Origin of the sequence: Neorhizobium galegae, assembly GCF_021391675.1 — a bacterium.
GTDB lineage: Bacteria > Pseudomonadota > Alphaproteobacteria > Rhizobiales > Rhizobiaceae > Neorhizobium > Neorhizobium galegae_B.
Map to the genome: position 1 here is coordinate 990,730 of NZ_CP090095.1, position 21,732 is coordinate 1,012,461.

The 21,732-nt window shown below is 62.6% G+C and carries 19 protein-coding genes; 12 read left to right on the top strand and 7 right to left on the bottom strand.

What is annotated here, in order from left to right; translation table 11 throughout:
- Window positions 1-22: 22 nt before the first annotated feature.
- The 3 genes from LZK81_RS04790 to LZK81_RS04800 all read left to right on the top strand — a co-directional run bounded on the left by LZK81_RS04790 (window position 23) and on the right by LZK81_RS04800 (window position 2,445).
- Window positions 23-1,267 (top strand): aromatic ring-hydroxylating oxygenase subunit alpha, encoded by a 1,245-nt coding sequence (locus LZK81_RS04790; protein WP_233955356.1) that lies wholly within the window; start codon window positions 23-25, stop codon window positions 1,265-1,267.
- 110 nt (window positions 1,268-1,377) lie between these two features.
- The gene (locus LZK81_RS04795) at window positions 1,378-1,800 is read left to right on the top strand and encodes a BA14K family protein (RefSeq protein ID WP_046625103.1); all 423 of its coding nucleotides are present in this window, start codon (window positions 1,378-1,380) and stop codon (window positions 1,798-1,800) included.
- Between the two features lie 192 nt (window positions 1,801-1,992).
- Window positions 1,993-2,445: a BA14K family protein gene (locus tag LZK81_RS04800; RefSeq protein WP_233955357.1), complete on the top strand. Its 453-nt coding sequence runs from the start codon at window positions 1,993-1,995 to the stop codon at window positions 2,443-2,445.
- Window positions 2,446-2,512: 67 nt separating this feature from the next.
- Here the strand turns inward: LZK81_RS04800 and LZK81_RS04805 are convergent, their stop codons facing one another.
- Window positions 2,513-3,508: a transporter gene (locus tag LZK81_RS04805; protein ID WP_233955358.1), complete on the bottom strand. Its 996-nt coding sequence runs from the start codon at window positions 3,506-3,508 to the stop codon at window positions 2,513-2,515.
- 330 nt (window positions 3,509-3,838) lie between these two features.
- Here LZK81_RS04805 and LZK81_RS04810 point away from each other — a divergent pair, with 330 nt between their 5' ends.
- The 3 genes from LZK81_RS04810 (at window position 3,839) to LZK81_RS04820 (ending at window position 6,854) form a co-directional block, all read left to right on the top strand.
- On the top strand, window positions 3,839-5,632 hold the full coding sequence (locus LZK81_RS04810; protein ID WP_233955359.1) for an acyl-CoA dehydrogenase: 1,794 nt from the start codon (window positions 3,839-3,841) through the stop codon (window positions 5,630-5,632).
- Window positions 5,633-5,694: 62 nt separating this feature from the next.
- Window positions 5,695-6,402 (top strand): crotonase/enoyl-CoA hydratase family protein, encoded by a 708-nt coding sequence (locus LZK81_RS04815; protein WP_233956471.1) that lies wholly within the window; start codon window positions 5,695-5,697, stop codon window positions 6,400-6,402.
- Between the two features lie 83 nt (window positions 6,403-6,485).
- Complete coding sequence (locus tag LZK81_RS04820) at window positions 6,486-6,854, top strand: hypothetical protein (protein WP_233955360.1); 369 nt, start codon at window positions 6,486-6,488, stop codon at window positions 6,852-6,854.
- Window positions 6,855-6,892: 38 nt separating this feature from the next.
- Here the strand turns inward: LZK81_RS04820 and LZK81_RS04825 are convergent, their stop codons facing one another.
- The 3 genes from LZK81_RS04825 to LZK81_RS04835 form a co-directional block, all read right to left on the bottom strand.
- Window positions 6,893-8,476: a peroxidase family protein gene (locus tag LZK81_RS04825; RefSeq protein ID WP_046625049.1), complete on the bottom strand. Its 1,584-nt coding sequence runs from the start codon at window positions 8,474-8,476 to the stop codon at window positions 6,893-6,895.
- Window positions 8,477-8,609: 133 nt separating this feature from the next.
- Window positions 8,610-9,854, bottom strand: coding sequence for a class I SAM-dependent RNA methyltransferase (locus LZK81_RS04830; protein ID WP_046603428.1), 1,245 nt, complete (start codon window positions 9,852-9,854; stop codon window positions 8,610-8,612).
- Window positions 9,851-10,615 carry a TlyA family RNA methyltransferase gene (locus LZK81_RS04835; RefSeq protein ID WP_046625051.1) on the bottom strand — a complete coding sequence of 255 codons (765 nt, stop codon included), beginning with the start codon at window positions 10,613-10,615 and terminating at the stop codon, window positions 9,851-9,853. Before LZK81_RS04835 ends, LZK81_RS04830 begins: the two co-directional genes overlap by 4 nt.
- A gap of 153 nt (window positions 10,616-10,768) precedes the next feature.
- Here LZK81_RS04835 and LZK81_RS04840 point away from each other — a divergent pair, with 153 nt between their 5' ends.
- From LZK81_RS04840 to LZK81_RS04865, 6 genes are all read left to right on the top strand, one after another.
- Window positions 10,769-12,709 carry a methyl-accepting chemotaxis protein gene (locus tag LZK81_RS04840; RefSeq protein WP_046625052.1) on the top strand — a complete coding sequence of 647 codons (1,941 nt, stop codon included), beginning with the start codon at window positions 10,769-10,771 and terminating at the stop codon, window positions 12,707-12,709.
- A gap of 334 nt (window positions 12,710-13,043) precedes the next feature.
- Window positions 13,044-15,053 (top strand): HAMP domain-containing methyl-accepting chemotaxis protein, encoded by a 2,010-nt coding sequence (locus LZK81_RS04845; RefSeq protein ID WP_233955361.1) that lies wholly within the window; start codon window positions 13,044-13,046, stop codon window positions 15,051-15,053.
- Window positions 15,054-15,078: 25 nt separating this feature from the next.
- On the top strand, window positions 15,079-16,074 hold the full coding sequence (locus LZK81_RS04850) for a DUF4424 domain-containing protein (protein ID WP_233955362.1): 996 nt from the start codon (window positions 15,079-15,081) through the stop codon (window positions 16,072-16,074).
- 121 nt (window positions 16,075-16,195) lie between these two features.
- A complete protein-coding gene (locus tag LZK81_RS04855; RefSeq protein WP_233955363.1) occupies window positions 16,196-16,789 on the top strand; it encodes a cytochrome b in 594 nt (197 codons plus the stop codon).
- A complete protein-coding gene (locus LZK81_RS04860) occupies window positions 16,786-17,373 on the top strand; it encodes a YceI family protein (protein ID WP_052753472.1) in 588 nt (195 codons plus the stop codon). Before LZK81_RS04855 ends, LZK81_RS04860 begins: the two co-directional genes overlap by 4 nt.
- 256 nt (window positions 17,374-17,629) lie before the next feature.
- Complete coding sequence (locus tag LZK81_RS04865; RefSeq protein WP_046603434.1) at window positions 17,630-18,469, top strand: 2OG-Fe(II) oxygenase; 840 nt, start codon at window positions 17,630-17,632, stop codon at window positions 18,467-18,469.
- 24 nt (window positions 18,470-18,493) lie between these two features.
- Here the strand turns inward: LZK81_RS04865 and dxs are convergent, their stop codons facing one another.
- The 3 genes from dxs to LZK81_RS04880 form a co-directional block, all read right to left on the bottom strand.
- The gene (dxs, locus tag LZK81_RS04870) at window positions 18,494-20,413 is read right to left on the bottom strand and encodes a 1-deoxy-D-xylulose-5-phosphate synthase (RefSeq protein ID WP_046611009.1); all 1,920 of its coding nucleotides are present in this window, start codon (window positions 20,411-20,413) and stop codon (window positions 18,494-18,496) included.
- Window positions 20,414-20,514: 101 nt separating this feature from the next.
- A complete protein-coding gene (locus LZK81_RS04875) occupies window positions 20,515-21,438 on the bottom strand; it encodes a pirin family protein (RefSeq protein WP_233955364.1) in 924 nt (307 codons plus the stop codon).
- A gap of 9 nt (window positions 21,439-21,447) precedes the next feature.
- Complete coding sequence (locus tag LZK81_RS04880; protein WP_233955365.1) at window positions 21,448-21,702, bottom strand: DUF86 domain-containing protein; 255 nt, start codon at window positions 21,700-21,702, stop codon at window positions 21,448-21,450.
- Between the last annotated feature and the right edge of the window lie 30 nt (window positions 21,703-21,732).

Here is a 21,732-nt window from a genome sequence, read left to right on the forward strand (position 1 = left end):
CACATTGACGAGGAAGGTAATTATGGAAATTCGCAATCAGGCCCTGCGGCAGCTCAAGAACCGCCGCGAAGGCTTCAGCCTCGAACAGCCCTTCTACACCGATCCCGCCTATTACAAGCTCGATCTGGAAATGATCTGGTACCGCGACTGGCTGTTCGTCGGGCATGATTGCGAGCTGCCCAAGGCCGGAGCCTATTTCACCCTGCAGATCGGCGATTATCCGGTCGTCGTCGTGCGCGGCCGCGACAACCAGATCCGGGCGCTGCACAATACCTGCCGTCACCGCGGCAGCCGCGTCTGCACCAAGGAGCATGGCTCGGCGGTGCGGCTGGTCTGTCCCTACCATCAGTGGACCTACGAGCTGGACGGCTCGCTTCTGGTCGGCCGCCAGATGGGCCAGGATTTCGACAAGACCCAGTTCAGCATGAAGAAGGTCCATTGCGAAAGCGTCGCCGGCTATATCTTCATCTGCCTTGCCAACGAGGCGCCGGATTTCGCGCCGGTTCGCGCCGCGATCGAACCCTATATGGCGCCGCATCGCCTGTCGGAAGCCAAGGTCGCGCATCAGTCGACGATCATCGAGAAGGGCAACTGGAAGCTCGTCTGGGAAAACAACCGCGAGTGCTACCACTGCGCCGCCAACCACCCGGAGCTCTGCCGCACCTATCCGGAATCGCCCACCGCGACCGGGGTCCAGGGTGCCAAGGACGATCCGGTCATCGCCGCCCATTGGCAGCGTTGCGAAGAGGCCGGGTTGCCGAGCGAATTCCGGATGGACGAGACCGGCCAGTTCCGCGTCGCGCGGATGCCGCTGATCGAGGATGCCGAGAGCTATACGATGACCGGCCGCAACGCCGTGCAGCGCAAACTCTCCGACGACGTGACGATCAACTCGATCGGCACCATGCTGCTCTTCCACTATCCGAGCAGCTGGAACCACATTCTCGGCGACCACGCGATCTCGTTCCGCGTCACCCCGCTCGGGCCGGAGGAGACCGCGGTCACCACCAAATGGCTGGTTCACAAGGATGCGGTCGAGGGCGTCGACTACAATCTCGAAGAACTGACCCATGTCTGGAACATGACCAACCACCAGGACCGGCAGATCGTCGAGGAAAACGCCTTCGGCATCCGCTCGCCCGCCTATGAGCCGGGTCCCTATTCGGCGCTCCACGAAGGCGGCGTCATGCAGTTCGTCGAATGGTATTCGAACTTCATGGTCAACCGGCTGCAGGGCGACCAGGCGCAGCTTTCGATCGTCGCCTGATCGCCAAGTCGTGATCGGCGTTGATCGATGCGGGGGGCGTGTTTCCCGGAACGGAATCCTGCGTATGGCGTTATTTTCTGATTGAAAATCAGAATGAGGAAGCACTCCGCATGAACGCCTTTCGTCTACGCCTGACTGCGGCGGCAGTCGCCATTGTCACGACTTTTGCTGGCCTTGTGCCTGCGCAAGCTGTCCAGATGCCGGCTCCGCCATCTGGCATTTCGGCCGCCGGCGATGTCACCAATGTCCAGTACCGTCGCGACTTCCGGCGTGACCGTTATGGCTGGTATCGCGGCCACCGCGGTTATCGCGACCGCCGGTCCGGCTACCGTTATCACAACGGGTTCTGGTTCCCGCTCGCCGCCTTCGGCGCCGGTGCCATCATCGGTGGTGCCATACAGGCCGACCGTGGCGGTTATTCGAGCCGTCACGTCGCCTGGTGTGAAAGCCGTTATCGCAGCTATCGGGCCTGGGACGATACCTATGCGCCGCGCGCCGGCGTGCGGGCACGCTGCATCTCGCCTTACAGGTAAGCAAGCGTTGACCATCCCTTCGCCAGGCCCGGTCGCGGCATATGCCGCGGCCGGGTTTGCTTCGTCGCGGCGCACGTTAATTGCGCATTCAGGATGAACTTCCTAAGGTTGCGGCAAAACTGAAATCCGCTGCATACTGAAATAATTGGCTGTCAAAAATTGAAACATAGACAAGGGATCTGGGGACTTAACATGACTCTTTTGAAGAAGATCGCGGTTGCGGGCATCTCCGCTGCCGTTCTCGCCGGCGCTCTGATGCCGGCTCAGGCGATGCCGCTGCCGTCCGCTCCGGCGGCCGGGATCGAAACCAGCACTAACACCGACGTGACCCTCGTGCAGTACCGTCGCCATGGCGGCGGCTGGTATGGCGGGCATCGCGGTTATCGCGACTACCGTCCGGGCTATCGCCGCCATAACGGCTACTGGTTCCCGCTGGCGGCATTCGGTGCCGGCGCCCTGATCGGCGGCGCCATCGCCGCCCAGCCGCGTTACGCCGAGCCGGCTCCGGCCTATGGCGGCGGCGACGATATCAATCCGCGCCACTACGAATGGTGCGCCGATCGCTACCGTTCCTACGACGCCTATTCGAACTCGTTCCAGCCGAACTACGGCCCGCGCCAGACCTGCTATTCGCCTTATTTCTAATAGCGGCCGGTAGGCACTATCCCACCCGTCCGGTATCGAACCCGGGCGGGTTTCGTTTGTCCGGCGGTCAGAGAATGCCGGTGCGCTTCAACAGCCACCAGGCGGCAAGCACCGAAACGCCGATCAAGCCGAAGGCATAGGCCGTCCCGCCGGAACCTCCCTCGAAGGGTAGCGACGAGGTGTTCATCCCGAAAAAGCCGGTGACCAAAGTCGGCGGCAGCAGGAAGGCGGTCATCAGCGACAGGATGTAGAGGTGACGGTTGGTCTCGGAAGAGAGCTTGGAGTCGATTTCCTCGTGCAGCAGTCGCGCCCGCTCCTGCAGCGCGTAGACATCGTGGTCCGCCGCCTCCAGCCGGCCGATCAGCCGCGAGGCGGCATCGTCGAAACCGGGCGGCATCTCGTCGTCATCGATCGCCGCCGCGCGCCTGAGCAGCGTCAGCACGGTCCTCAGGTGCCGGTGCAGCCTGACCACCGTCCGCCTGATCGGCGCGAGGCGCCGCCGTTCGTCGCGCGGCGTGTTGTCGTAGACGAAATCCTCGATGATGTTCATTTCTTCGGTGAGCTCCATCACCAGCGTGATCAGCGTGCGCTGGAACTCGGCAACCAGTGTCTCGAAGACGTCGATCGGCTTGTTGTAACGCGAGGCGTTCTTTTCTATCGCCGCCCGCACCCGGTCGATCGAGCGCAGGGGCTGCAGGCGCGTGGTGATGATGATCCTGTCCGAGACGAAAAAATGCAGCCAGCCGATATTGCGTGTCTCGCTGTCGAATTCCCGCTGGAAATCGACCAGCGTGCCATAGACGAGCTGCTCGTCGAGCGTCACGGCGGCGTGCGTGTCGTGGGTGGTGAGCGCCGTGATGGCCGGCGGCGTCAGGCCCGGAAAGTTTTCCAGGAAGGCGTTGACGCGGCTATCGGCGAGATTGAGATGCAGCCAGAGGAAGCCGTCTGCGATCTCAAGATCGCTACGCGCCGCATCAAGCGGCAGGCGAGTACAGGGCGCCGATCCCGGATGGAAGCGATAGGCCCAGACGAGGCCTGGGATAGCGGGGTTCATGAGGGACATGGGCGAGGAATCCGGAAGCATAGGCATCACTCCATAGACCTCTTGTGTAACGCTCGTTTCAACAAGATTCTCTAAAGCAGAAGAAGTAGCTTAGGCTTGTCATTCGGCCAGCGCCGCCGCCTACCGAAACGATCCGGACCTTTTGGCATGGCTGGACGCCGCGCTTGCCGACTATTTGGCGGACCAAGACGAAGACCTCGTCACGGCAGCCCTGACGAACGAACATTGACAACCGTATTTACGTTTACGTAAAAAGCATATGAGGAATGCCGACGGAGCAGAATCGGCTAGAATACGGCAGTTACGTCTGCGCCCACGAGGAGGAGCATCATGTACAAGGCACCGGTCGAGGAGATCGCCTTCACCCTGAATCACGTGGCGGGCCTTTCGGACGCCCTGGAGATCGGCAGGTTCGGCGACTTGAGCGCCGATCTGGTCGAGGCGATCCTGGAAGAGGCGGGACGGTTTGCCGGTAACGAAATGGCGCCGCTCGGCGAGATCGGCGACAAACAGGGCGCCCGCCTGACCGACGGCAAGGTGAAAACGCCGGACGGCTGGCCGGAACTCTATCGTCACTGGCGCGAGGGCGGCTGGAACGGCCTGACCGCGCCGGAAGCCTATGGCGGCCAGAACCTGCCGCATATGCTCAACGTCGCCGCGCTCGAAATGTGGAATTCCGCCTCCATGGCCTTCGCGCTGGCCCCGACGCTCACCATGGGCGCCATCGAAGCGCTGGTCGCCCACGGCAGCGAGGCGCTCAAGGAAAAATACCTCGCAAAGATGGTCTCCGGCGAATGGACCGGCACCATGAACCTGACCGAGCCGCATGCCGGCTCCGATCTCGGCGTCCTGAAGACCCGCGCGGAGCGCAGCGACGACGGCACCTACCGCATTTTCGGCCAGAAGATCTTCATCACCTGGGGCGAGCACGACGCCGCCGACAACATCATCCATCTGGTGTTGGCGCGGCTTCCCGATGCGCCTGCCGGCACCCGCGGCATCTCGCTTTTCCTGGTCCCGAAATTCCTGGTGGGCGACGACGGATCGCTGGAGGCGCGCAACGACGTCTTCTGCCATTCGATCGAACACAAGCTCGGCATCCACGGTTCGCCGACCTGCACGATGATCTATGGCGACGGCAAATATTCTCCCGGCAACGAGGAGGACAAGGGCGCGATCGGCTGGCTGATCGGCGAGGAGAACAAGGGCCTCGCCTGCATGTTCACGATGATGAACAATGCGCGCCTGGCGGTCGGCATGCAGGGCGTGGCGATTGCCGAAGCCGCCACCCAGAAGGCGGTCGCCTTTGCCAGGGAACGCACCCAGGGCAAGGCGCCCGGCTGGTCTGGGGAGGGCATGAGCCCGATCATCGACCATCCGGACATCGCCCGCACGCTGATCACCATGAAGGCACTGACCCAAGGCGCTCGCGCCATCTGCTACACCTGCGCCCACGCGACCGACATGTCGCACCATACCGAAGGCGATGAGGCCCGCCGCTGGACCGAACGTGCAGCGCTGCTGACCCCCATCGCCAAGTCCTTCGCGACCGATGTCGGCGTCGACGTTGCGTCGCTCGGCATCCAGGTGCATGGCGGCATGGGCTTTATCGAGGAGACGGGCGCTGCCCGCTACCTGCGCGACGCCCGCATCGCGCCGATCTACGAGGGCACCAACGGCATCCAGGCGATCGACCTCGTGACCCGCAAGCTGCCGCTCTCCTCCGGCGACCAGGTGCGCGGCTTTGTCAGTGAGCTGAAGGAGATCGCCGACAAGGTCTCGGCCTCCGACGATACGGCATTCGGCGAGACGGGAGACCGCCTGCGCGCCGCCATCGCCGCTCTCGAAACCGCCACCGGCTGGCTCCTGGAAACCCAGGCCGCCGGCAAGACTGCCGATGCGCTCGCCGGTGCGACGCCCTATCAGCGCCTGTTCGGTCTGGTGCTGACCGGCTGCTACCTCGCCAAGGGTGCGCTCGTCGCCGCCGACAATGGCGGCCCGGAAAAGCGCGTCGCGCTCTGCCGCTTCATGGCCGAGAACCTGCTGGCCGAAACCTCGGCCCTCAAGGACCGCGTCATTTCGGGCGCCGCGAGCCTTGAAGCCGCCCGCGCGATCCTGGCCTGAAGGAGACATCCGTGAGCGAGACCCACATCCTCGTCGAGCGCCCCGAGGCCCAGCCGGGCGTCATGGTGATCCGCTTCAACCGGCCGGAAAAGAAGAACGCCATCACCTCGGCCATGTACAACCGCATGACCGCCGCGCTCGAAGAGGCGAACCGCGACGACACCGTACGTGCCGTCGCCTTCCTGGGCACCGAAGGCTGCTTCTCCGCCGGCAACGACATGGGCGATTTCCTCGCCTATGCCATGTCCGGATCGAAGGAGGCCCCTGCCGCCGCCGTTTTCATCAAGGCCTTGGCGCTTGCCGAAAAACCGCTGGTCTCGGGCGTCGATGGCCTGGCGATCGGCATCGGCACCACCTTGAACATGCATTGCGACATGACGGTCGCCTCCGCCCGCAGCCTGTTCAAGACGCCCTTCGTAGACCTGGCGCTGGTGCCGGAAGCCGCTTCCAGCCTGCTGGCGCCGAAAGTCATCGGCCACCAGCGCGCATTTGCCATGCTGGTGGCGGGTGAGGGATTTTCCGCGCAGGCGGCGCTCGATGCCGGGCTGATCTGGAAGATCGCGGAGCCGCAGGCTGTCGAAGCCGAAACGCTGGCGCTTGCCGCAAGTCTTGCCACCAAACCGCCGCAGGCCCTGAAGATCGCCCGCGACCTGGTGCGCGGACCGCGCGACGCGGTGCTCGCCCGCATGGATGAGGAACTCGTGCATTTCTCCGCCCAGCTCAAAAGTGCAGAGGCGCGCGCGGCCTTCGAGGCCTTCATGCGACGTTAACGGTGTCCCTTGGGAAACTTTGCTCCCGTCTTCTTTTGACGCAGCTTCGGCGCTAGATTGCCTCCACAATTTGGGAGGAAAGAATGTCGTATCGTTTCTGGTCGTGCTTGTGCGTATTGCTTCTGGGAATAGCGCCGGCGCAGGCCGAGATGCTGGCATTCCCATTGCAGAGCCAGCCGCTGCAACTCGCCCAGAGCCCCTCCGTCACCATTGGCCCGAACGGCGTCATCATCCGCCGTGAGGATGATCGCGACCGATATCGTGACGGGGATCGCGATCGTGACCGCGATAGAGATCGTCCCCGCCCGCAGCGTTATGTCTGCGTCGTCTCCCCGCCGCCGAGCGTGGATCGCCGTCGTCCCTATGTCTGCAACGCCGAACCTGGCCGCGTCGGCGGCCGTTGCCGCTGCTCCGGCGTGGTCGGCAGCGGCACGCTCGATCTGGATCGGTAAGAGGCCCGGCGGTCACCCGCCAGGCCGTTATCCACTATTCAGCCGATCGGGTTGATATCCCCCACGAAGCGTATCAGGTCGGCCATGGTGAAGTGGCCGGCCGTGGCGCCGGGCAGTTCCGGCTTCCAGTTGGAGCGCAGCCACAGGAACGACTCGTGGTCCCCGTGCACGAGGCCGAGGAACGTCTCAGCGACGATCGTCGAGGCCATCGGCCCCAGGCGTTCGCCCTGATGGTAGTGCTGCGCCTCCTTGAGCACGTAGTACCAGAGCGGCGTCTTGATATGCAGCCCGTGCCGTTCCGCAACTTTGCCGTCCTGGCCCTTGGCGACCTGCTCGGGCGTCATCGGCGTGAGACCCATCGCCCGACAGACATCCTGGCCGGATGGCAGGCCGATCTGCACGCCGCGCCGCAGGTTGCGGAAGGCCAGATTGGCTTCGCGCCTTTCAGTCTCGGTCGGATCCTCCCGAAGGCCCGGAAGTTCATGAAGCGAAGGCGTGATGAATGGATCCAGCCGCCGGGAGAAGTTGAAGGAAAAATCGGCACTGCCGGTTCCTTCGATGTCGAAGAACCGCCGCCAGTCGATGGCCCAGTTCGACGGAAGAGCGACCTGCGGATTGAGCGGGAAGTCCAAAGGGTCGGGATCCAGTTCGCCGACGATCTTGCCCGACTTGCCGGTGAAGAAGAAAAGCAAGGGAAGCGTACCATTGGCAATCGCGCCGGGACCGGGATGAAAGACGTGATTGTGGCTGTACGTCTCGCGCACCATCGAATGGCCGAGACGGTAGGCCGCCGCCGCGAACTCCGCGGGCATATAGGGCGTCTCGACGAACCGGTAGTAACGACGGCCGGCATCCTTGATCTTGCGGACGAGCCCCGGCTCGGTCAGCCTTTCGACGAAGTCGAACAGCACGATCCACTGATAGTGCCAGGTGACGATGCGCCGCGCCTCCTTGAAAAGCGCGGTTCCATCCAGGCCGGGTTGTTTTTCCTTGACCCACTCGACGACGGCATTGTGGAACTTGATCATCAGCAGGTGTGTCTGCGCGACGAGAAGATTTTCGTCGTTTCGCTCGTCGAAGATCAATGCGTGGCCGACCTGGTTGCGCGGCAGGTCGTTCGGCAGGGACGGGATTTTCCCGGTGGGATTGGTCGGTGAATTGTCGCCGGATTCCGCCGCATGCCCGACCAGCAGCTTCGGTGTGATCCTGAAACTGACCGGATCGCGCTGGTAAAGATAGGGATGGATGCCCGGGCCATCTCCGTAGAGTGAATCGAGATCGAGTGCCGGACTTCTGAAATTCCTGGTAGCCAGGGGATCAGCCTTCTGCTGATCGAGCGGCGTCGTGTCGAGCGTGATGTCGTGATCGACGAATTGGCCGAAATAGGTAAAGCCTGCCGGGATGTGTCTGTTATCACCCGCGGGATCGGGGTTTTCGCCCGGATTCCCCGGCTCCTTCATCGCGCGGGCGAGTTCGATCAGGATATCGTCGTCGACATTGAGCGGATCCAGTTTTGGAAACATCCGCCCGAATTTGCCGGGATCCCCATGCCCGGTCAGAGACTGAAGCGTCTCCCAGTGCATGCCTCGGACGCCGTGTCCATGCATTGCGAATTCTGTCATGATTGCCCTCCTTCGAAGACCATCGCCACTCGTTATTCGCGGCTGATGGTTGCATCGAAAGGATGGCATTTTAACTTATTGATGCAAACAAATCGAATGCAACTCAGAATTGTTTCCGACGTGCGAAGCGCCGTTACTTCTGCAGCAGTGCCACAGCCTCCACATGCGGCGACCAGAGGAACTGGTCGATCGGGGTGACGGCCTTGATCTGGTATCCGCCGTCGACAAGAATTCTGAGGTCGCGGGCGAGCGTCAGCGGGTTGCAGCTCACCGCCACGACCGTCTTCACGCCGGATCGGACAAGCTCCTTCATCTGGACTTCCGCACCGGCGCGCGGCGGATCGAAGACGACGGCGTCGTAGTTCTTCAGTTCGGACACCATCATCGGCCGGCGGAAGAGGTCGCGCTTCTCAACCGATACCGGCTTCAGCCCCTGCGTGTTGCGGGCGGCGTGATCGAGCGCCTTGACCGACTTCTCGTCACCTTCGACCGCATGCACCTTGGCGATGCGGGCGAGCCGGAGGGAAAATGTGCCGGAGCCGGCAAACAGGTCGATAACCCGCTTGGCCTTGCCCACATGCGAAAGCACCAGTTCGGCCATCGCGTCTTCCGCCGGTTTCGTCGCCTGGGTAAAGGCGCCGGGCGGCGGGGAAACCTTGACGCCGCCGAAATCCACCAGCGGCTTCTGCAATTCGATGACGATCTCGCCATTGGCAGAAACCCGCGCGATGTTTTTCAGCGCCAGCACCGTCTCGGTGACCAGGCGCCGCTGCTTGTCGTCGAGCGGCTTCAACCCTTCCGCGGCAAGGTCGAGGCCGGCAAGCGTTTCCAGAACCGCGATCCGGAACGTATCGGAGCCAGTCGCCAGTGCCTTGCCCACCGCGCGGATCGCCTCGAGCCGGGCAACGATGCCGGGCGAGGCGATCGGACATTCGACGATCGAGACGATATGGTTGGTCTCGGCGCGGTTGAAGCCGAGCAGCAATTCCTTTTCCGTCCTGCGGGCGGAAAATACCACCCGCCGCCGTTCGCCGGGATGCGCGATGACCAGTTCGCCCACTTCAGGCGTCAGGCCCTTGGATTTCAGAGCCTCGACGACGAGATTGCGCTTGAAGGCGTGGTAGGGCGCGTCGGCCAGATGCTGCAGCGAACAGCCGCCGCAGGCGTCGCTGTCAGGCCCGAAGTGGCGGCAGGGCGGGGTAACCCGGTCCGGCGACGGGTTGGAAGTCGACATCACCGTGCCGTGGTCGCCGTTGCGGGCGATCGCCAGCGTTTCGCCCGGAAGAGCGTAGGGCACATAGACCGGGCCGTCTTCGCCATTGGCGATGCCGTGGCCCTGCGCGCCGAGACGGTTGATCGTGACGGTGACCGTGCTCATGACGGTTCCCCGGGCTTCACGCCTGCGAGCAGGTATTCCTGGTTGCCGTCGCCGCCGGCGATCGGGGAGGGGATCAGCCCGAGGCTCGCCCAGCCCATTTCTTCGACGAGCCAGCGTTCGAGTTCGGCAGCGACCTGGGGTGCCGTCTCCGGCTCCTTCAACAGCCCGGCCTTGCTGATCGCATCGCGTCCCGCCTCGAATTGCGGCTTGACCAGCAGCACGCAATGCGCGCCGGGCTCGGCAAGATCCAGCGCCGGCGCCAGCGCCAGCTTCAGCGAAATGAACGAGACGTCCGAGACGATGAAGGTGATCTCGCGGTCGTCGTAATCCTCGGCGGTCAGATATCGGGCGTTGAGGCCCTCGATATTGGTGACCCGCGGCTCGGCGATCAGCCGCGGGTGCATCTGCCCGTGGCCGACGTCGATCGAGGTGACATGCTCTGCGCCGCGCATGATCAGCACTTCGGTAAAGCCGCCGGTCGAGGCGCCGATGTCGAGACAGTCATGGCCGGCCGGGTCGAGCTTGAAGTGATCGAGCGCCGCGACGAGCTTCAGCGCCGCGCGGGACACGTAATCCTGCGCCGGGTCGTCGATGGTGAGTTTCGCGTCGAGCGGGAAGGTGAGGCTCGGCTTGGTGACGACACGGCCGTTGACCGTGACGGTGCCGCGGGAGATCGCGTCGCGCGCACGGGCTCGGCTCGCGACGAGATTGAGCGAGACGAGAAGCTGGTCGAGGCGTTGGTTTTCGGGAGTTGAGGACATGGGTGCAGTCAATGCCTGCCTATCGCCTGGCTTGCAAGGGGCTTGACCCATGAAAACTCCCGGCCGCATTCAATCAAATTTTAATCATGTTGGGATTCTCTCCAGGCTGGAGGAGATATCCAATACTGTTTCAACTGAGAGCGGAAGCCACTGATGTCGCTTAAAAACCTATCCCTGAACAAGAAGCTGATCATCACCTTTGCGGCGTTGATGTCGGTCTGCCTGCTGGCATCCGCCGGCGTTTATTGGCAGGCCTTGAAGTCGAGCCGCTCTTCCGCGCAGCAGGTCGTCTCCCAGACCATCCTGATGCATGTGGACGCAGCGCTCGAAGCCATGCTGGAACAAGCCGTCAATCAGCGCGGCTTCCTGCTCTTCAAGAGCGACAGCACATATGCCGACGTCTTCAACAACCGCGAGAAGATGATCGCGGCGATTGACGCCGCCAAGAAGGTCGCCGTCGGTATGCCGGATATGCTGACTTCGCTCGATGCGATGCGGGCCGCAGCCGATGTGTTCCACACCCAGCTGACCGTTCCGCAGCTCGATGCGCGCAAGAACACCGGCAAGCCGATCGACGAAGTCATCGAGATCGGTCGCAACCAGTCGAAGGGCCAGCTCGACGTCTTCCGCGAGGCTGCCGCCAAGATCAAGAAGCAGGCTTTCGACCTGTCGACCGCCATGGTCAATGCCCAGACCCGCGCCCACACCGATCTGCTGCTGACGCTTCTGATGGGCGGCGGCATTGCCGGCCTGATTGCGGTTGCCCTGGTGCTGGCCCTGTCGCGCGTCATCGTCAAGCCGATCGTCGGCATGACGGACGCCATGACCAGCCTTGCAGGCGGCAATCATGACATCCAGGTCCCCGCTCTCGAACGCGGCGACGAAGTCGGCCGGATGGCCAAGGCCGTCACGGTCTTCAAGGATGCGGCCATCGAAAAGCAGCGCCTGGCCCGCGATGCCGATATCTTGCGCGACACCAGCGAGCGCGAACGCCTCGACAACGACGCCCAGAAGGCCCGCGAAGCCGCCAATCTCGAGTTTGCGATCGACGCGCTTGCCACGGGGCTTGCAAGCCTTGCCGATGGCGATGTCGCCTACCGCATCGAAAAGCCCTTCTCCGGCAATCTCGACCGGCTGCGCACCGACTTCAACCAGGCGCTCGGCCGGCTGCAGGCAGCCCTCCAGGCGGTCGGCGAGAACGCCTCGGCGATCAGCTCCGGCGCGGGTGAAATCCGCTCCGCGGCCGACGATCTCGGCCGTCGCACCGAACAGCAGGCCGCAGCCGTCGAAGAGACAGCCGCCGCGCTCGAACAGGTGACGACGACGGTGAAGGAATCGGCCCGCCGTGCAGAAGATGTCGGCCAGCGCGTCGAGCGGACCCGCATCGGCGCCGAGAAATCGGGCGAGGTGGTCCGCCGGGCGGTCTCCGCCATGGAGCAGATCTCGAAGTCGTCCGGCGAGATCAGCAATATCATCTCGGTCATCGACGACATCGCCTTCCAGACCAACCTGCTCGCGCTCAATGCAGGCGTCGAGGCGGCCCGCGCCGGCGAGGCGGGCAAGGGTTTCGCGGTCGTCGCACAGGAAGTTCGCGAGCTCGCTCAGCGTTCCGCCAATGCGGCAAAGGAGATCAAGGCGTTGATCACCACCTCCAGCCAGCAGGTGGATGCGGGCGTCACGCTGGTCGGCGAGACCGGCCAGGCGCTGGAGGCGATCGTCGGTGAAGTGCAGCAGATCAACCAGCATCTCTCCGCCATCGTCATCTCCACCCGCGAGCAGTCGACCGGCCTCCAGGAGATCAACACCTCGGTCAACGCAATGGACCAGGGCACGCAGCAGAACGCCGCCATGGTCGAAGAGCAGAACGCGGCAAGCCACAAGCTTGCCCAGGAAGCCCAGGCGCTCGATGCCCTGCTGAGGCAGTTCAACTTCGGGGGCACACCGGCGGCCCGGATTTCGCGTCCGGTTGCGGCGCCGTCGGCAGCCCGTCCGGTGGCATCGCCGGCAAATGCCCTCCGTTCCACCGTCGCCCGCGCCTTTTCCGGCAAGGCGGCGAGCGCTGCGGCCGTGAAGGAAGAGTGGTCGGAATTCTAATATCCCCGATCAACCATCGATCGACGCAGCAAGGCCCCGGTTCCGGGGCCTTTTTTCATGTTGCGAAGCCGTGGACGCGGTTGTCAGGCGGTGCGCCGCTCGAACATTGCGGCAAGACGCGCATAAATTGGCATACCGAAAGCCTTATCAATCCTGAGTGGTGAATATTGCTATGTTTTAAATTAGATAATATTAAAATTGCGGGGTCCATCTTTACCCCTATAGCGCGCATCTTTGCATGCGCCTCGCGTATGAATCTTCGCAACGAGCTTCAGTCCAACCAGAAGCCCATGTCGGTCGTCTGGGTTGTCCTGCCAGAGGAAAGTGATACCGCATGTCCCGCCCTAGCATAAAGATCGCCCTGGTCACCCTCTTCACGATCATCGGCGTGCTGTTCGTCGTGTCTGCCTGGGTCACAACCAGTGGCATCACCAAGATGAATGAAGAATCGACGCAGATCGTCACCAATCGCGTCCCCAAGCTCATCGCATCCCAGGATATCCGCCTCGCCCTCCCGCGCCTCAATTTTGCCTTTGCTCGCCGGGTGATCGCCGAAACGCCGAAAGCGATCAAGGAAGCCGACCAGTTCATGGCGGACCGGCAGAAGGATCTGCACGATTCGATCGAGCGCGTGCGGCCCTCGGTCGTCACCGCCAAGGGCAAGGAACTGCTTGCGAATGTCGAAAAAGCGATTGCCGCCTACGACGTGCCGGGCAAGAAAATGCTGAAACTGTCCGGGGCAGAAGGCCAAGAGGAGGGCGCACGGATCCTGAACGAGGAACTGCTGCCGCAGATCGAACTGGCCAGGTTGCCGATCACGGCGATGCTGGACTACGATCTCTCCAAGGTGGATGACGCCTACAAGGAGAGCCAGGACTTCTTCGCAACGACCGTCACCACCAGCTATGCCATGACCGGTATCTGCTTTCTGATCCTGTTCGGCGCCGGCTTCTATGCGCTGACCGGTATCGCCTCTCCCGTCGAGAAGATCACCGCCTCGATGAAGGAGCTGGCCGAGGGCAATTGCGCCAACGAAATCCCCTTTGCGGGCCGCGGCGACGAGATCGGCGCGATGGCTGCGGCGGTCGAAGTGTTTCGCCTGGCGGCGATCGATAACCAGAGACTCATGGCGGAGGCAGAAGAGCAGCGCCACAGCAACGAGCGGCAGCGTATCGCGCTCGGCAAGGCGGCTGCGGAAGAGGCTCGGGGCCAGCTGTTGCAGGCCACGAGCGCATTTGCCAGCGCATTGAAGCATCTCGCCTCAGGCGATCTCAGCTACAGGATCACCGAAACCGTCTCTGAGGACTTCACGTCTCTCTGCAGCGATTTCAACACCGCCGCTTTGCAGCTCTCGCAGACCCTTTCCTCTGTCGCCGACGCCGCCGGCGCGATTGATAACGGCACCCAGGAAATCGCCTCGAGCGCCAACGATCTTTCCAAGCGTACCGAACAGCAGGCGGCATCTCTGGAAGAGACAGCGGCCGCGCTGGACCAGATCACCGCCAATGTCGGCAATTCCTCCAAACGGGCCGAGGAGGCGCAGCAGGCGGCCAAGCAGGCCAATGACAGTGCCCGCAGCTCGGGTGAGGTGATGTCGCAGGCCGTCCAGGCGATGAGCCGCATCGAAGAATCGTCCAAGCAGATCTCCAATATCATCGGTGTCATCGACGAGATCGCCTTCCAGACCAACCTGCTGGCCCTGAATGCCGGTGTCGAGGCCGCACGTGCCGGCGAGGCGGGCAAGGGCTTTGCCGTGGTTGCCCAGGAAGTCCGGGAATTGGCGCAGCGCTCCGCCAAGGCCGCCAAGGAAATCAAGGCCCTTATCCAGACTTCCACGGGCGAAGTTGAAAGCGGCGTCAGATTGGTCGGCGGAACCGGCGAAGCTCTCAAGGCGATCGAGAATCACATCATCACTATCAACGCGCATATGAATTCCATCGCCATCTCGGCGAAGGAGCAATCAACCGGACTTGCGGAGGTCAACACCGCCGTCAACCAGATGGACCAGGTGACACAGCGCAACGCCGCCATGGTCGAGGAATCGAACGCCGCCAGTACGAACCTTGCGTTGGAAAGCGTCAAGCTGCGCGATCTGATCGGCCAGTTCAGGCTTGCCGGACAAACGGCCGGCGGCGGCGGCAACCAGACGCATCGGGCGTCTCGATACCCCAACGACACTCGGTCGGCCGGATCGCCCGTCCATGCCCAGCGCGCCAACGCCCCTCGCAGCGCCGGCGGCCGGGGGGCGCGGCGACGGCGGCCAAGGAAGACTGGTCGGAATTCTGACCGTCGGACAAGGTTGACTGCCCCGCCTTTTCGGCGGGGCCAATCCGGTCTATCTTGACGCCATGATGGCACAGGGGGCGGGCATGCGGGGGAGAATGCTGATCGTTGGATTGCTGGCCCTCGCGCCTCCGGCTTTCGCCAACGATTCCATGGCGGAGCTGAAGACGGGCGGGCTGATCTACGTCCAGACCTCCGACGTCACCATGGCCGAGGAGCAGCTCTACATTTCCCGTGAGGAAGTGCTGGTCGACTACGTCTTCAAGAATACCAGCGACAAGGACGCCGAAAGCGTCATCGCCTTCCCGATGCCGGATATCACCGGCAGCATGGACAGCAATATCGCGCTCGACGATACCGACAGCGACAACTTCCTCGGCTTCTCGGTCGTGCAGGACAGCCGGCAGATCAAGCCGGAGCTGCAGCAGCGGGTGCTGGCGGCCGGCATCGACCGCACCGACGAACTCCTGGCGCGCAACATTCCGCTTCTGCCCTATAGCGACAGGACGCTCGCCGCACTCAAGGCCCTGCCCGAGGATGTGAAGACGGCATGGATCGCCGAGGGGCTGGTGTTCATCAACCGTTACGACGCCGGCAAGGGCTGGCAGGAGGATCTGACGCCGGCCTGGACGCTCCGCTCGGTCTATTGGTGGAAGACGAAATTCCCGGCCGGCAAACCGGTCCGCGTCAGCCACCGCTACAAGCCGAGCGTCGGTGGCACGGTTGCCATGACCTTCATCGATCAGGGCAAGCCGGCGACGAACTATAAGGACTATACGGAGCGCTACTGTATCGACGCCGCCTTCATGAAGACGGCCGCAAAGCTCGAAGCCGCGGCTGGGAAAAGCGGCCCGAACTACACCGAGCAATGGGTGTCGTACATCCTCACCACCGGCGCCAACTGGGGCGGCTCGATCGGCAAGTTCAAGCTGACGATCGACAAGGGCAGGGCGCAGGACTACGTCAGCTTCTGCGGCAACGGCGTGAAGAAGATCGGCCCGACGACCTTCGAGATGACTGCTGACGATTTCTACCCGGAGAAGGATCTGAACATCCTGTTCCTGACGGCCGCCGACCAGTAACGGCGGCACAAATCTCTATTCAATAATATTGAATGAGCGTGATCGCGACGGCGCTTGCCGCTCGGCTTAAAAAGTACGATGTTTCCGCTTGTGAATTGCCGAAGAATTCCGGACACATTCCATGCCGCGTCGCTCCGCCGATGGCTATGATCTTGTCGCGATTGCTCTGCACTGGCTGATCGCGGTGCTGATCCTCGGCCTGCTGGTGCTCGGCTTTGTCATGACCCGCCGATCGATCGACCCCGCCCTGCAGTTCGCGCTCTTTCAGTGGCACAAGTCCTTCGGCATGCTGGCTCTCCTTCTGGCCGCCGTGAGGCTTGTCCGTTCGCTGACCGTCGCGCGGGTGAGGCCCGTGGAAGGTCTGGGCGCCCTGGAACGTCGCTCGGCACATGGGATGCACTACCTGCTGCTGGCCTTGGCGGTGGCTGTACCGGTGGCCGGCTGGATGGTCGCCTCCGTATCGCCGCTCGAAATTCCGACCTTCGCGTTCAACCTCGTCGTCATTCCGCATCTTCCGGTGCCGAAGTCGGAAGCCGCCGAGGTGTGGTGGACGACCGTCCATGCGGTTCTCGCCTATTCCACGCTGGCGCTCGTCTTCCTGCATTCCGCCGCCGCACTCTACCACCACTATGTCAGGCACGACGACGTGCTCACCCGCATGCTCGGCAGCCGGTACCGCCCTGTCAAAACGTCAATCGAGGAGCCGGGACCATGACCCGCAAGTCAACCGTCATCGCAGCAATGCTGCTCACCATGTCGCTTCCGCAGGCCAGCTTCTCCGCGGTCGATGTCCCGAGCCTCACGGACGCGGCCGGGCGTTATGCCATCACGCCCGGCTCCCGCATCGCCTTTGCCGTGGATCAGGTCGGCGGCGGCGGCATCAAGGGCAAATTCGGCAAGTTTTCGGGCACGTTCAACCTGAAAGCCGGCGATCTCGCGCATTCCATGGTGAATTTCGACCTGAAGCCGGAAAGCGTCAGCACCGGCCAGGATCGCATCGATGCTTTCCTGCGCTCCGGCGCCGTCTTCGATTCCTCTCGGTTCGAGACGATCTCGTTCCGGTCGGAACGGGTCGAGCAGACCGGCCCGGACAGCGCCCGCATCACCGGCACGCTGACCGCCAAGGGGCATAGCTCAGCCGAAATCTTTGATGTGAAGCTGACCTCCTGGAGCGGCCGAAAGATAGGCTTCAACGTCAGCGGCAAGATCTACCGCTCGCGCTACGCCATGGACGTCGGCACGCCGATCTATTCCAACGTCGTGCAGTTCGACATGGTGATCGAGGGCGAGCGGAGCTAGAGACAGCGCCCTCGATGGACCCATTACTTCATTCGACGTAGAAGGATACTGCTTCGGAGCCTTGCCTTGGAAAAGGGGTGCCGGGGTGCAAGGCGCCGTCAATTGAAGTTATTGATTTAAAATAAGAATTTTTAAAATGAATGGCTTGATTTGGAATCCCTCTGGCAACTAATGCTTTCGAAGTATGGGCTTTTGGCATGCTTGCGCCTTCCAAAAAACATGACACTCTGACCAAAGTATAGTTTGGGGGAGTGTAATGGCGCAGTTAGTATATCCCATTGATCCGGATACTCTTCTGGCAGATGTTGATGCTGCTCGATCGATGGCCAGGAATTATGCCGAGGCTTACCAATCGGCATCGCCCTATCCGCATATCTGCATCGACAATTTCCTGCCCGAGCAAGTTCTGGAAAACGTCCTGACCGACCTCGGGAACCGCCCGGAAAAGGAGACGACGTTTGCGAGAGCGCAGGAGAACAAGAAGGTCTCCTATGCTCCGGAGCGGCTTCCGACCTACACCAAGAACCTGTTCTACGCGCTGAATTCGCGCCCTTTCATCCTGTTCCTGGAGGAGATGACCGGCATCGAGGGATTGATCCCCGACCCGTTCTTTTTTGGCGCCGGCGTCCATGAGACTGCCAACGGCGGGCATCTCGATATCCACGCGGATTTCAATCTTCACTCCAAGATGAAGGTCGAGCGCCGTCTCAACACGCTGATCTATCTCAACAAGGGCTGGCGGGAGGAGTGGGGTGGCTCATTCGAGATCTGGGACAAGGAGATGAAGGGCAAGGTGCACAGTTTCACCCCGCTGTTCAACCGCATGGTCACATTCTCGACCACGTCGGACTCTTTCCATGGCAATCCCAGCGTCGTGAACCATCCGGAGGACAAGTCGAGGGACTCGATCGCTCTCTATTATTACACGGCGACCTGGGACGAATCCCGCAAGTCGCATTCGACGCTCTTCAAGCCGCGTCCGAATTCGGCAGACAAGAAGGACTATGCCGAAATCCGCCGTGACGTGCTGCGGGAGTTCACTCCGCCGATGCTCTATCGCAAGATCATCGGGCCCTTGAGCCGCCTCGGCTTCTAGCCCGGGAGAGCCCGGCGGTCGGGCTCAGCCGGCAAAACCGACGCCGATCTGCGGCTGGCCGAGCGTCCTGAAGACGGTCGAAACGATGCCGGCGCGGTCGAGGCCGGCCTTGGCATACATCGCATCCGGGCTCGCCTGCTGCATCCAGATGTCCGGCAGCACCAGCGAGCGGATTTTCAGGCCGTTGTCGAGCAGGCCCTCGGTCGCGAGGAACTGCAGCACATGACTGCCGAATCCGCCGACCGCCCCTTCCTCGATGGTGATGAGCACTTCGTGATTACGGGCGAGCTGGCGGATCAGATCCTGGTCCAGCGGCTTGGCGAAACGCGCATCCGCAACCGTCGTCGAAAGACCGGCGGCGTCGAGATCCTCGGCTGCAAGCACACATTCCTTGAGGCGCGTGCCGAACGAGAGCAACGCCACCTTGGCGCCCTGCTTGACCACCCGGCCCTTGCCGATTTCGAGGATCTGGCCGCGTTCCGGCAGCTCGACCCCAACGCCCTCACCGCGCGGATAACGGAAGGAGATCGGGCCTTCGTCATAGGCAGCGGCGGTGCGCACCATGTGCTTCAGCTCCGCCTCGTCGGCGGCAGCCATCACCACCATGCCCGGCAGGGTGGCGAGGAAGGTCGTATCGAACGATCCCGCATGGGTCGGCCCGTCGGCGCCGACGAGGCCGGCGCGATCGATCGGGAAGCGGACCGGCAGTCCCTGGATCGCCACGTCGTGGACGACCTGGTCGTAACCCCGCTGCAGGAAGGTCGAATAGAGAGCGCAGAAAGGCTTGTAGCCCTCCGCCGCAAGGCCTGCCGCAAACGTCACCGCATGCTGTTCGGCAATGCCGACATCGAAGGTGCGGGCCGGGAAGACATCCGCCAGCTTGTCGATGCCCGTGCCGTTCGGCATCGCGGCGGTGACGCCGACGATCTTGTCGTCGAGTGCTGCTTCCTGAACCAGCGCCTCGCCGAACACGCTGGTATAGCTCGGTGCGTTCGGCTTCGATTTTGCCTGTGCGCCGGTGATGACGTCGAACTTGTTGACGCCGTGGTACTTGTCGGCGGCGGCTTCCGCAGGCGCGTAACCCTTGCCTTTCTGCGTCACCACATGGATCAGCACCGGGCCGCGGGCATTGTCGCGCACATTGCGCAGCACCGGCAGAAGGTGGTCGAAGGAATGACCATCGATCGGGCCGATATGGTAGAAACCCATCTCCTCGAACATCGTCCCGCCGGTGACGTATCCGCGCGCATGCTCGACGGCGCGGGTGATCGCCCGGTCGACATTCTTGCCGAGATAGGCGGTCAGCTTCTTGCCGAGATCGCGAAAGCCCATATAGGTGCGGCCGGAGGCGAGACGCGCCAGATAGGCGCTCATCGCGCCGGTCGGCGGGGCGATCGACATGTCGTTGTCGTTGAGGATGACGATCAGCCGGGCATCGAGCGCGCCGGCATTGTTCAGCGCCTCATAGGCCATGCCGGCCGACATCGCGCCGTCGCCGATGACCGCGATCACATTGCGCTTCGAGCCGGAAAGATCTGCCGCCACCGCCATGCCGAGGCCGGCAGAGATCGAGGTGGAGGAATGGGCAGCACCGAACGGATCGTATTCGCTCTCGGCCCGGCGGGTGAAGCCGGAAAGCCCGTCCTCCTGGCGCAGCGTGCGAATGCGGTCACGCCGGCCGGTCAGGATCTTGTGCGGATAACACTGGTGGCCGACGTCGAAGATCAGCCTGTCGTCCGGCGTGTTGAATACCTTGTGGATGGCGATCGTCAGTTCCACGACGCCGAGGCCGGCGCCGAGATGGCCGCCGGTCCGCGACACCGCATCGATCATCTCGTCGCGCAATTCGCGGGCAAGCTGCGTCAGGTCGCGATCTTCGATCTCGCGAAGATCGGCAGGAAGCATGACCTTGTCGAGCAATGGCGTGGCGGGAGTTGATGTCACGAATAACGGCCTTTTCTGCTCTTTTCCGGAAGCGTGTTCCTCCCCAAGATGAGAAGAAAGCAGGCTTTTTCAAGTTGCATGACCCGCGGTTCTACCCGATTTCAGGCTACGGGCAAGGGGACAAACTCCTCCTCGTCCCCGGGCACGATGTCGAAACGGCCGGTTCGCCACTCATCTTTCGCCTTTTCGATGCGCTCCTTGGAGGAGGAAACGAAGTTCCACCAGATATAGCGCTTCGAATTCAGCGCCGCGCCGCCGAACAGCATCAGATGGCAGCCCGGAGCGCCGGCTTCGAGCGTGATGTTGTCGCCCGGACGGAAGACGAGAAGCTGGTCGGCTGCGAACCGGTCACCGGAAACGACCAGTTCGCCGGAGAGAATGTAGATCGCCCGTTCCTCATGCGCCGCTGCAAACGGGAAGCGCTTGCCGGCCTCGAGGCGGAGATCGACATAGAGCGTGTCGGTGAAGGTCGAGACGGGCGAGCCGAGGCCCTCGAAAGCGCCGATGACCACCCGGCCGCTCGCGCCGTCCGCGTCGATGACCGGCATTTTTTCCTTGCCCGTGTGCGAGAAGGTCGGATCGATCTCCTCCTTGTCGTCCGGCAGTGCCAGCCAGGTCTGCAGTCCGGAGACCGACATCGGATGGCCGCGCAGGTTTTCGGGCGTGCGCTCCGAATGCACGATACCGCGGCCGGCGGTCATCAGGTTGATGTCGCCCGGCCGGATGACCAGTTCGGTGCCGAGGCTGTCGCGATGCTTGATCTCGCCGTCGAACAGGTAGGTGACGGTGGATAGCCCGATATGCGGATGCGGCTTGACGTCCAGCGCCTCGTCGGCGCGCAGCAGCGCCGGTCCCATCCGGTCGAAGAAGATGAAAGGTCCCACCAGTCTTCTCTGCCGGCTCGGCAAAGCGCGCCGCACGGAAAACCCGCCGATATCGCTGGTGCGCGGGATGATCAGGTTCTCGATCGCATCACAGGCAAAGGCGTCACCGGCGACCGGGTCTATTCCGGGGAAGAAGGACATGGGTACTCGCTAAAGCGTTTCCTGTTCGGCCGGATACTGCGCCAGGAATGTTTCGAGTTCAATGAGGAGGGGAGGGAGACGCTCGACGATGGTCGTCCAAATCACCGAGTCCAGAACGCCTTTGTAGTCGTGGCGTAGAACGTTGCCGAGATTTCGAATGGCGAGCCAGTTATGCGCGGGGAACAGCTCTTCGGCCAATGAGCTGAGTTTGACAGCCGCTTCGGAAACACGTGAAAAACATCGTTCGACTGCGTCACGGACCAATCGATTTCCCGCATATGCCCGAAAATCCAT